Genomic DNA, 12,988 nt, shown 5'->3' on the forward strand with positions numbered 1-12,988 from the left:
GCACTGTAGGGGGCCGGTGTTACAAGACGTCGGTGACGGTGATCTCCAATATGGTGTAGCAGCCTAGCTTGCTAGCGACCAGCCTCACATCTCGCTGAAGCCAGTCGCGGCCAAGGCGGGCTGCTACGGGCGGTGGCTATCTCCGATCCTTCGTAGCAACCTAGCTCACCATTCCCCCGCCACCCCCTGTACCAGCAGCGTTCACCCCCAGCATATAATCCACAGCCGCTCTCTGATCCCGCGTGAGGGCAATGTCTCCGCCCACAGGCGCACCGAAAGCGGCCATTGCATTCACCAGGTTATTCACCTGACCGGCATCAAACTGATGGTTAGCGATTTCGATAGCGTCTAATTGATTCGATGCGTCGCTGAACCAGTTTTTAACGGTTACTGTGTTGTCCGAGCCTAGCAATGTCACAACCAAATCATCCTGCGACTGAGAGAGCCATAGTTTAGTGGCATCACCGCTCGAGATCTCAAGCCTATCGAATGCATCGGGAGTATTTGAATGGTTATCGAGGATGGTTTGGCCACCGCCATTAAAGGTGTAAACATCATTGCCATCGCCACCGATCAGGTAGTCGTTACCACCGCCTCCGTACAAGGTGTCATCGCCTTGCCCGCCGATAAGCAGGTCATCGCTTGACGAGCCCTGAAGGTTTACGGCCTCGGTAAAGGCACTGTCGGAGACCGCTGCAAACTCCCTCTCGTCAGGTAAGTCGGCATAGAGGGGCGAGGTGTAGCCCGTCGGGGCCGTGATGTTCAGCTTTTGGAGCATTTGCTCTGCGGTAACGGTACCGTCTTCCAGCTTGAAGGTGCCAACCATCTGATCGCCGCCCGTGAACCAGTCACGGATAACGACCGAATCTTCGCCGCCATTGCGCAGAATATTGAGATCTTTCCCGGCCTGGCTAAACGACTGGTAGAAGTTGCCTACCGTCATCCCTTCAAGTATTACCGTATCGTCGCCGCCTCCCCGGTTATCGATAGTGTCATGGCCATTTCCTTGAGCGAATTTATACACATCATTGCCGCGCCCACCAATCAACGTGTCGTTCCCCACACCGCCTATCAAAGTGTCGTTTCCATTCCCACCTTCTAGACGGTCGTTTCCGGCGAGGCCTAATAGCACATCATTACCATTGAAGCTTTGAATAAGGTCGTTTCCAGCAGTGCCCCGCAAACCGCCTTCGCTTGGATCTTCAGGGGTGGCCGGGGTGGCGCCTGCGAACAGGAAGTTGGCTGCTGTCAGGTCGTTGGAATGGTTACCGGACAACGCCACCTCGAAACGATTGCCAGCGGCGTCTGCGTCCAGGTCTTTGATGTAGGTGCGGTCGGTACTTGCGTTGTAAACAACAGACAGGGTATTGGCATGACCATCTCCCAGCGCGGTGAAGCCCAATGCCGACACGTCGATCTTGTCTTCGCCCGCATTGAAGTCGAGGATCTGATCGTCCGAGCTGGTGGTTGCCGTGCGATAACTGTCGGTGATGTTGTCGAAACGGAAGGTATCCGCGCCACTGCCACCGGTCATTTTGTCCAGGCCGGCGCCACCGACTAACACGTCATTGCCAGCGGTGCCCTTCAATACATCGTCACCTGCGGTGCCCAGCACGGTAGTGCCCACTGCCGCACTGGCGAACACGAAGTTAGCCGAGGTCAGGTCCGCAAGATGGTTGCCTTCTATCGCCACTTCAAAGCGACGGCCATTGGCATCCACGTCCCGGCTTTTGATATAGGTGACAGTGCCGGCAGTGTTGAGGGCTAGCTGCACCGTACTGTTATAGCCCGAACCCAGGCCGGTAATGCCCAGCGCTGATAGGTCGATCTTGTCGGTAGTGACATCGAAATCGGTGATTTTGTCGGTTTGGGTATCGCCGCCCGTGTTGTAGTTGCGATAGCTGTCATCCACCGCGCTATACATGAAGGTGTCCGCACCCTCGCCGCCGGTAAGGGTATCCGAGCCCGCGCCGCCGGAAATGATGTCATTACCCGCCCCGCCACTGATAGTGTCAGCGCCAGACAGCCCGTAGAACGTCTCATCGTTGGCTGTACCGGTGAGGGTGTCTGCCCCGTCAGTGCCTTGCACATACTTAAACAGGAAGTTGCTTGCCGTCAGGCTCCCTGAAAGGTTACCGGCCAATCCCAGTTCGAAGCGATTGCCATCCGCATCGGCTTCCATACTCTTGACATAGGTGCGGTCATTGCCGCTGTTGTAGACGACCGCCAACGTACCGTTGTATCCATTACCAAGGCCTTTAAAGCTCAGGGCGCTTAGATCAAGTTTGTCTTGGGCAGCGTTGAAGTCAGTGATCAGGTCCCCGAATGCCTCTTTGCTGGTGCGGTAACTATCTGTTACCGCGTCAAAGCGGAAGGTGTCTGCGCCGTCGCCGCCGGTAAGGGTGTCCTTGCCTGCGCCGCCAACAATGACATCGTTGCCGCCCGCGCCGTTCAAGGTATCGTTACCGGCGCCGCCCAACATCAAGTCCGCAGCGGTCGTGCCCGTGAGGGTGTCCTTGCCAGGGGTACCGTCGATCTCATTCATCGGTACGGTAGCGCTTACAGCGCTGCGCTCACTGTAGGACAGGGTGCTGACTTTAGGGTCTTCGGTATTTTCAGGGGGCTGGATAACAGCGTCGAAATCCGCCTCTGGAACAGAGAAAGGCAGGCCAAGTAATGCGTAAATCTCGCTGGCGGTGAGCACTGCACCCGAATCATCTTGGAACCTTTCAACTTGGTGGGCCGAACTGGCGAAGAATCCTTTGATCTTCAGCGTATCGCCTGCCGCGTTACCGAAATCAATCAGCAGATCGTTGTTAACCTTGGACAGCTTGTTCTGGATATCTTTGATAGAGGACACGTTGAAAAGCGTGACCGTATCATTACCTGAGCTTTCTTCAATAACGGCTGTGCCGCCTACGAAGTAGTAAATGTCATTACCTGTGCCCCCATTCATGAGCGCATTACCGCCGAACGCTATCAGCGTGTCATTCCCGCCGGCACCAAACATAGAGGTATTGCCGCCCTCCGCAACAAGATGGTCTTCGTCTAGATTGTCATGGAGATCGACTGGGGTTGTTGAGAGGAAGTTAAGAATATCGGCGGCAGTCAGTTCGCCGCCGGACTGATCCCGGATAGCGGCGACTACAGGCGTATCAGAAGCAAACTGCCCTTCGACGCGAAGCTGATTACGAGGGTTGTACACGTCCACGATCAAAAGATCGTTACCCTGCCTGTAAAATGCGAGCGGCGCAGGGCTGTTATCGCTGGGTCGATGAATAATTTGCGGCCCACCAGGTACATCAGTCGCCGGTTCACCGCTATCACTAGCATTAGAGGCGAGCGAGCCGAGGTATTCGACCATTACAATGTCAATGCCCCCACCGGTTGAACGAATGACGTCCAATCCCTCCAACTCATCGAAGGCATAAGTGTCGTTCCCGGCACCGCCATCCAGCAAATCGTTGCCAGTTCCGCCGCGGATCACATCGTTACCCGCCCCACCCGCGAGGACGTCATCACCACGACCTCCGCTAAGATCGTCGTCACCGTCGCTACCAGTCAACGTATCGTTGCCTGCCCAACCTTGGAGGGTGCCAGGGCCATGAAGGGTGTCCGCGCCGGCCCCGCCGGCTAGTGCCAGATGCTCACCGGTAACCGGCGAGTCGACCCCGACCGCGTCGATCACTGCCCCCCTGATCGAAGGGTCTGGGGCTTCGCCCAAGCCGAACCTGCTTGCGAGGTCATTCAAGGAAACCTCAGTACCATCTGCAAAACGTATAACCTCTATCCCCTCTCCGTCGGGTTGATCAGTATGTGGCATTAGGATCTTAACGGTCCTGCCGTCGCCCCAGGACAGCTCCAACGTTGTATAAGCCATCAGAGCGTTGATGCCACGGCCCGACGCCCATTTTTCCCCTCTGTCTTGCCCCTCCTCTGACCAATAACCAACGTCCTCATTTATATATTTGTAGTTCACACCCTCCGCGAGTGTCTGCCCCCAACTAACCTTTATATTGTCGAGGGTTGCAGTATCTGGCAGGGCGACAACATCGGTTGAGAGATCACGCTTACCAAGGTCGATCCATTCATAAGCATCGTCGGCAATCGCGTACCAGGGAGTAACGAAGTCTGAAATCAGGTCTGTCCCCGGCGTCGAATCGACAACATAAGTGTCACGCCCTTTTCCACCCCACAGAAGATTATCGCCCGCCCCTCCCGCTAATATGTCGTCGCTTGCGCTACCGAGGAGTACATCATCGCCACCACCACCTGATTCGAATGCCCCAAGGGAAGAGCCGAAAACATAGGCTGTAGAGCCCATAAGGATGTCATTCCCGTTGCCTCCGTAGAACTGGTTTCCACCCATTACGTTTACAGTTTGGCCGGTATTTTCACCCGTAGCCACTTTATAGGTGTAACTACTGCCTGTTTCAGACCAATAAAAATTCTTGTACGAAACAGCCTGGGTGTTTTTAGTTGGATAAACATACCAACCTAAAATGCTTCCAGCCGAATCTCTTTTCTCTACTATCATGCTATTAAGATCGTAGGAAAAATTCATGCCGGATGAATAATAGACTGGCTTCACCACCACGTCGCTACCGGCAGCGAATACGGTACCAATCGCCCGCTGCTCACTTCGGCTGGTTGAGGTGCTACTTGAATCAGAATCCACCACCAAACCGGAGGGAAACCTCGAATCTCCATTCTCTACGGCAGCACCCGATTCAATAGCGAGTGAGGCTGTTCTCGCGGAGCTGGAATAGCTGTATCTGGATTCCCAATACGAATCTAAGTGGTATTTTCCATCGGCTTCCAACTGATAGCCTTGGCTGTCCATAGACTGACGGAATGCGTTTTTAAGGTCCCTTTCAAAAGCGTGCGCATAGTAGGCGAGACCGCTGGTTGGGGCATCTGCCAACTGCCCGATCAGATCCCCAACGGCCATTGACGGCCCATTAGGTGTAGAGACCTTCCACTTCCCAGGATCGTCGTAATAGCCCTGAATGGTGAGCGAATCACTGCCGTCGACCGTCTGGATCATAAGATCCTGACCCTGGCGCACGGTACTCAAGTCCCTAAGGTCTACGAACGAATCGATATTGATGGTATCGATTTCACTCCCACTGTCGATCACGAGATCGTGCTGCATGCCTACGTGGAAAACATAGGCGTCGGCTCCATCACCACCTTCGAGAGTGTCATTGCCGGCTCCTCCGTTTAGAGTGTCATTTCCGGCACCGCCCCGTAGTACATCGTCCCCGACACTGCCACTGAGTTGGTCATTACCCGTGCCGCCGTCGAGCATGTCGTTGCCGGAACCACCCTCCAGCACGTCATCACCTTCTTGGCCGTAAAGGCTGTCATTACCCTCTCCGCCACGAACGTCATCATCTCCATTTCTAGCGTATACGGTATCTGCGCCGACGCCACCATATAACTCATCTGCGCTATTGGTGCCGTACATTACTCCACCCAAAACCGAAGACTGAACAAGCTGCACGCCTGGGATCGAAGCAATTGCATCAGTAAAACTAAGCTCGGAACCGTCGGCGAACGCTAAAGCGGTAACTACACCAAATAACCCGTTGGGGATAGTGATGGATCCGCCAGGGTAACTAACCTTAAGGCTCTGAGTACCGTCACCGGTATAAACGACATCAAAAGACAAAGAGCTTGCCTGCACGTCGCCCGCAAATTTGATTATATTCCTGGCTACAGTGCCGTCGGCCTTGAGCTGGGAATCAATGAGCGTGTCATCACCGTCACCGGCGCGGAATTCATAGGTGTCGTCACCGCCTGAACCCCGCAGCGTATCGTTGCCTTGGTTGCCTACAAGCGTACTGCCGGTAAAGCTGACAGTTATGTTGTCGGCCCCGCCCCCGCCTACGGCGGTCGGTGTCGCTCCACCGGTGTTAACGTTAAGCGGTGTTTTAACAAGCCGCATCAACTCCGAGAATGCCAGCACCTTTCCGTCGCCGAAGAAGAAACTAGACTCATAAAGCTCTTGGTATTTATCAAAATACAGAATATCCCTACCGAAACTAAGGCGGAGGTAGCCTTCTGTAGTTGGAACCACCGTTACCGTATCCGGCGTAAAGGTACCTGCCAAATAAAACTTATTTTTTCCGCCATCGTCGCTAATAAAATCGATGCCATCCCCTGAGGAAAACTTATAGGTATCGTCACCATAACCCGCTGACATCTGGTCGTTACCGGTACCGCCCTCAATATAGTTATCGCCCTCTCCGCCAGAGATTACGTCGGCGCCGCTCCCGCCAAGCAACGTATCATCGCCGCCTTGACCCCAGATCGTATCGTCGCCAGCACCACCGTCAATATAGTCATCACCCTGATAGACTAAATCCAGCACTGCCTCATCGCCTGCTAGCGTGTCATTACCGCTGCCGCCAAAAATAGTGTCGCTGCCTCCGCCGCCTAGTACGGAGTCATCACCCTCTCCAGCATCGATCCAGTCATCGCCAGACAACGTAGGGTCAAGATTGGACGCGTCGCCATTAATAGAGTCGTTACCGCTGCCACCGTAGATCTTGTCGTTTCCACCAAGCCCCAAGATCACGTCGTCGCCCGCGCCGCCGTCGAGGTAGTCATCACCTTGAGGCCCTTCAAGGAAGTCCCCGGATAACGTGTCGTTGCCGGCGTCGCCATACAGCGTGTCGGCCCCGCCACCACCCTGAAGCGTATCGTTCCCCAATCCGCCACTCAGGTAGTCATCACCATTAGCAATATCAGACGACCCATCGCTCTCTACATAATCGCCATAAAGGGTGTCATTATCATCACCGCCAAACAGGCGGTCGTTGCCTGCGCCGCCCACGACAATGTCATCACCAGCGCCGCCATTCAAAAAATCGTTGCCGTGGGTAGTACCATCCCCAACTCTATATCCATCACCATACACACTGTCATTGCCCGTGCCACCGTCAATGATATCGCTGCCGCCGTTGCCAAAGATGAAGTCATTGTCGGCGCCGCCGTCGAGGATATCGACGCCTAGCCCGCCGTAGATCCGGTCATCACCGGCGCCGCCATACACAGTGTCTGTCGAGAGCGGGTTATCGTCTGTTATTTCGCCGTCATCACTATTTGCCCAACCCTCAGCATGAACGACGGAGGAGCCTCCCTCTAACGTAGAGGTCCAGTTCAATCCCACTGCCCCAAGAAAGCGCTCCGCGCCATTTCCGCCTCGATCAGCGGAGTTGCTGGTAGAGATAATATCGTTGCCTGCCCCTCCAGAAATCACATCGGACCCACGGCCTCCATCTAATACATCATTAGCCGCACTACCAATGATGATGTCATCGCCATCACCGCCATCGATATAGTCTCCCCGCTCTGCCAACGATTGGGTTTGCTTTAAAGAGGTATCGATGGCCATGACCGTATCACCCGTCAGGAAGTCGTTATCCGCTCCACCAAACAAAATATCGCTGTCTGCCCCACCGATGACCGTGTCTTTACCTGAATCAGCCACGATAATGTCATGGCCGCTACCACCATCATATAAATCGTCGCCACCGTTCTTACCGATGATGACATCGTCACCGCCCAGACCGTAGATCGAGGTATTGCCCGGTGTGTCATAGATTTCATCGTCGCGACCTGCGTCCGCAGCATCGGGATTGGTGATCAAGTTGCCCCACTCATCCATGGCTGGGGCATCAGGGTCAGCAGGCTGAAGGTCGCCGTATATGACAGCGTTGCCTAAGGCAGGCGTAACGCCTGGAGTTTCTTCGTAGGCGTTCAGCGTGATGCCAAAGGAGCCTTTTCGGTAATCCTTAATTTGGACTTGCCCACCAGCATAGGCAACCGTCAAATCAACGGCTCCCTTTTCTCCATTAGTTAAACTGAATTGGTATTTATTATCAGCTGTCGACCATGTCGTACTATCAAGCGAGGTTTGAAAGGCTACGAAGCTTGATTCTCCGGTGATATTCAATATGCCGTCGTGATCGCTGTCGTAGATGACATCATTGCCGTCACCAGCGGTGAACATATACATATCGTTGCCAGATCCGCCTTCAAGGTAGTCAGCGCCGGACCCGCCGTTCAGAATGTCCCCCCCTTCCATACCTATCAGTTTGTCATCGTCGGCTCCGCCGTCAAGGTGATCGTCACCGGTGCCGCCTTCTAGATAGTCGTCCCCTTTGCCGCCACTTAATATATCACTCCCATCATTACCAAAAAGCGAATCAGCTAAATTAGTACCGATACCAACGTCATTAGAACTCGCACCAAAATATACCAGCGATGCACCATCAGTTATATTCTGAAGACGGGCGCTAGCAATATCCTGCCAGACCGTCCGCGTAGAGGAATTCGGTACAATTACTTGATCCGAAAAATAGCTGAAAATGTCATGCAGATAGTCTGCACGCAGTTTTTCCCAAGTCTGCGTAATGGTACCCGCCCCCACTGCAGCATCATATAACTTTAATTTATCCTCAATCTCGGGCGTATACAACCCATCACCTAGCAAGGCAAATGCGTTGCCCTCTACCAGCGAATAACGATAGGCAATATTATCGTGGGACAGAGAGCTTATCAGCTGCCCGGAAAGAGACGCCAAGCTAGCAAGAGAAGCTTTAATCTTTTGATCTGCGATTACATCTTTAACTTCTTTATAAGGGCGGTTGCCAAGGCTGAGTGCAACACAGCTATTGAGTTAAGGAGGGGGGCTGGTGATGCTTAGCCATCATAGCCGTCATCATTTCAATGGGGCATTTGTAATCAAATCGCTGACGCGGACGGATGTTCAACTGGTACGCAATGGCATCCAGTTGCTCCTGACTTACACCTGACAGATCGGCTCCCTTAGGCAAATACTGGCGGATCAATCCGTTAATGTTTTCGTTGCTGCCCCGCTGCCAAGGGCTGTGCGGGTCGCAGAAGTAGATCGCCACGCCAGTGCGCTGGGTGATTTCAGCGTGCCGCGCCATTTCACGACCCCTGTCATACGTCAGCGTTTTACGCGCCGCCAGTGGCATACGATTCAATGCCGCACTAAAGCCCTCAACAGCCGAGGTGGCCGTCGCATCGTTCATCCTGACCAGCATCAGATAGCCTGTACTTCGCTCCACCAGGGTCCCGACAGCCGATGCATTGGCCTTGCCCTTTATGAGATCGCCTTCCCAATGGCCCGGCATTTGCCGATCCTCTACCTCTGGCGGTCGTACGTGAATGCTGACCAGATCAGGGATTTGACCGCGCCGGTCAACACCGCCAGACCGTGGGCGCCTGGTGGTGTTGCCTTGGCGAAGGCAGATGATCAGTTCCTTGCGAAGCTCGCCCACTGGCAGCGCATAGATGGCGTTGTAGATGGTCTCGCGACAGACGAAGGTGTCTTCAAAGTTAGGAAATTCCATGGACCTGAGCTTGCCTGCAATTTGCTGTGGGGAAAAGCGTTGTCGCAACAGATAGACCACAAGATCGAACAGGTCGCTGCCTGGGACCAGCTTTAGCGCAGGGCGGCAGACCTGGCGGCGAGAGCGCATGTGTTGCTGGGCTTGGCTGGCTGAATAGCGATGAGCGGTCAGACTGTTGCGGCGCACTTCGCGGCTGATGGTCGAAGGGCTTCGGTCGAGCATCCTGGCAATGGCCCTCAGGCTCAGGCCCTGAAGAGTGCCTATTTGGATGGTCACGCGTTCTTCGATGTTGAGCTCTTGATAGGACATAGGCATACCGTACCGGAAAGGTCAGGTGTTGCACTCAGTTTTTGCCGCTATCAAGCATTGAAAACGGCATCGTGATCACCTGTAGCAATTCCTCCTGCAGAACCTACCGCATGGTCTACAACAAGCCTCTTTAAAGCAGCGACTACGGTCTCAAGAACTGATTCGTGCTCACTACTTGCTTTGAACACCTCAGAAAGGGTCGAGAGGGTAACGGTTGAATCTAAAAGTGCAAATAATGACTGTACAATTAGAGACTCTGTCTGCCCTACTATTGAGTGCGCAGATAAGGGTTCGATTGCTTCATCGTAAGAATAAAACTTTTCGCCAACATAATCTCCGAGCCCGTTGATAGTATCTGCTGGCGCAGCGATATTTATGACGTTGTCGTTCCAATCAACAGAGATTGAAGTATGACCCATTAACTGCTGTTGCAGGTCTGCCAAGCGATCAATAAATAAGTCAGCGCCGCTCGTTCCAACAATCTGCGAAAAATCAAATCCTGGCCCATTGAAAGAATAGATTTCATCCACTGCGTCACCGGCAAGACGGCTAAGCGTGCTAGCCAGATGACCGCCAAGTGAATGCCCTACGCCGACAAACGTTTCTCCATACAGCGGGCCGGTTTTTGCGGCCACTTCGGTATAGGCCTCCAGTTGGTCAAGTTTATTATAGAAATATCGTACAACCGTATCGCCTTCCCTGGCTGTCAGATCCTGGTAGTAATTCAAAAGCTCAGCAGTCTGATGCTTTGCTATGCCGTCAATCAGACCAATGCTTATAACATCCTCAACTCTATCAGCCCAATCATCCGTTCCGCGTATCGCTAGGATATACTTCGTAGAATCCAATTTTGTAGGGTCTGGTTTCGTTTTAAACAATGTTGCAGAAAAACCGCTTGCGCCTCCGTTAGTTGATTGGGAGACAACCTCAAATTGAGTTAATAATGTTTTAACCTCCGCTTCTGAAAACTCCAAGTCTTTTGGAGAAAGACTCGCCAAAGGGTCAGTGTTATTGCCTGCTGAGTCAAATTTGAAATCCGCATAAGCGGCTTTTGACAAGGCGGCATAACTTGCAATCTCAATAATATTCATCAGTTGCCCCCAACATTGTAAGGTCGAAAGGTATTCATTATAAGTTCGACAGCCCCGATTCTTTTCGGGCATGTGCTATAAGTTCCCATTCCTGCGATTTTTGTAGCCCAGCGCCAAATATATCCTCCATGGTTTCTATAACCTTCTTGTACACTGAGAACCTCATTACCGTTGTCGGAGTCCAAAGCTCTAAATCCAAAAATCTCTAAAGAATCTGACACCATTTCGCTGTAATAGATAACCTTAATATGAGCCAAGCCTACAGTGCTTAACTCGAAAACTACGCGACCTTCTCGGCCAAAAGAATATCGCTCAATTGGGTATTGCAATTTGCTATATGAAGAATTTTTTGTTTCTATAACCTGGTACCCCTTACGCAATAGATATTCCGCGTCTGTGCCGCTGAGCAAATCGCCATATATTCTATCCACCGATTTAGTACCAAAAATCTTGGTTCCTGCAGTCAGGCAGTGTCTTTCCCAACTCCACTGAGCGTACATTCCCGGCCCAAAAAATATAATTTGCAAAACTACAAATAACGGAATACCTACTGACTTTTTCGTTACTATTGCGCTATTCCTTGCCACATAAGCACTTGCAACAACCCAAAATATGCATGCAAACGCATATACAAAACCGTTCATTAAATATCCTTACTATTAACTTAGCCAGCACTGAAAATTAAATGAGCAGGATAAGAACCAGTGCTCTCGCCACGTCTATTTATAGACGATATAGACAACCCTGGAAAATTTTCAAAATCGCGCGTAATATCCTCATTCGACATTACATTATTGATCGTGCCAAGCGAAAACTTGTTAGCTATGGTGGAATTATCCAACAAATTTAATTCTATCCTCTGTAACTGGATTACAAATTTTTGTCTCCGCCCAGAATTTAAACCAAAAAAATAAAAGTCAATGCCTGGCCCATCAAAGGAATATATTGAAGTGACTTGCTCGCCTGCGAGCCTACCTAGAAGAATAGCCAAGTGCCCACAAAGTGAATACTCTACGCCGACAAACGTTTCTCCATACAGCGGGCCGGTTTTTGCGGCCACTTCGGTATAGGCCTCCAGTTGGTCAAGTTTATTATAGAAATATCGTACAACCGTATCGCCTTCCCTGGCTGTCAGATCCTGGTAGTAATTCAAAAGCTCGGCAGTCTGATGCTTGGCTATGCCGTCGAGCACCCCTATACTTGCTACATCCTCTAGCACATCAACCCAATCATCCGTTCCTCGTATTGATAGAATATATTTCGTCGGATTCTCTTTAGTTTTAAACAGCGTTGCAGAAAAGCCGCCGTTATCGCTTTTAGGTGACTGCGAAACTACGTCAAATTGCTCCAAAAATGATTCAGCTTCCTCTTTAGAAAACCCCAATTTTTTTTGGGACAAGCTCGTGCCGGGATCAATAATATTATTTTCTGAATCAAAATTAAAATTCGCGTAAGCAGCCTTTGCCAGAATAGCATAATCCGTAGCTTCAATAATATTCATAAATTATCCCTATTGATGTAAAATGGGAAAACATTTAGTATAAGCTTTACCGCCCCGATGCTTTCTGGGCATGTATCAAAAGTTCCCATACCCGCGATTTCTGTCGCCCAGCGCCAAAGATATCCTCCATGGTTTTGATAACCTTCCTGCAAACCAAGAAGTTCATTTCCGTTTTCCGAGTCTAAAGCTTTGAACCCAAAAATTTCTAGCGAATCAGATACCATCTGGCTGTAATAAATTACCTTATACCGAGTTAAGCTAACTTTATCTAACTTAGAAATCATATTTCCTTCGTTTCCGAGCATATGTCGCTCTAAAGGATATTGCGCACTATTATAAGAATATTTTTTCCGCTCAACCATGCTATATCCTTTACCTAGCAAGTACTTTGCGTCTTGCTCCGCGAGCAACTCTCCGTAGATTTTATTTGTAGGCGTAATTTTGAAAATTTTTGTTCCCGCTGTCGAGCAATGTCGCTGCCAATCCCACTGAGCGTATGCGCCGGGCCCAAAGAACATAACTTGCAAAATCACAAAAAATGGAATACCCACTGATTTTTTTGTTACTATTGCGCTGATCCTTGCAGCATAGGCACTTGCAATAATCCAGAATATACAAACAAACGCATAAATGAAAAAATTCATTAAATGTCCTTACCGTCAAATAATACAACTTTTAAAAACTCCACCTTTAAACTC

Annotated in this window: 6 protein-coding genes; all 6 read right to left on the reverse strand. The window is 51.1% G+C overall.

Annotation, left to right across the window (positions count from 1 at the left end; all coding sequences use genetic code 11):
• Positions 1–160: 160 nt before the first annotated feature.
• Complete coding sequence (locus AC4LE2_RS11545) at positions 161–8,488, reverse strand: calcium-binding protein (RefSeq protein ID WP_491825896.1); 8,328 nt, start codon at positions 8,486–8,488, stop codon at positions 161–163.
• A gap of 193 nt (positions 8,489–8,681) precedes the next feature.
• Complete coding sequence (locus AC4LE2_RS11550) at positions 8,682–9,698, reverse strand: IS30 family transposase (RefSeq protein WP_491823487.1); 1,017 nt, start codon at positions 9,696–9,698, stop codon at positions 8,682–8,684.
• A gap of 50 nt (positions 9,699–9,748) precedes the next feature.
• Entirely contained in the window at positions 9,749–10,789 is a 1,041-nt protein-coding gene (locus AC4LE2_RS11555) for a hypothetical protein (protein ID WP_491825897.1), read from the reverse strand.
• Positions 10,789–11,433 (reverse strand): hypothetical protein, encoded by a 645-nt coding sequence (locus tag AC4LE2_RS11560; protein ID WP_491825898.1) that lies wholly within the window; start codon positions 11,431–11,433, stop codon positions 10,789–10,791. Before AC4LE2_RS11560 ends, AC4LE2_RS11555 begins: the two co-directional genes overlap by 1 nt.
• 20 nt (positions 11,434–11,453) lie before the next feature.
• Positions 11,454–12,290 carry a hypothetical protein gene (locus AC4LE2_RS11565; protein WP_491825899.1) on the reverse strand — a complete coding sequence of 279 codons (837 nt, stop codon included), beginning with the start codon at positions 12,288–12,290 and terminating at the stop codon, positions 11,454–11,456.
• The gene (locus AC4LE2_RS11570; protein ID WP_491825900.1) at positions 12,287–12,934 is read right to left on the reverse strand and encodes a hypothetical protein; all 648 of its coding nucleotides are present in this window, start codon (positions 12,932–12,934) and stop codon (positions 12,287–12,289) included. The genes AC4LE2_RS11565 and AC4LE2_RS11570 overlap by 4 nt, the downstream gene beginning before the upstream one ends.
• Positions 12,935–12,988: the final 54 nt, after the last annotated feature.

It is taken from the genome of Pseudomonas sp. 9.3L, assembly GCF_058536285.1.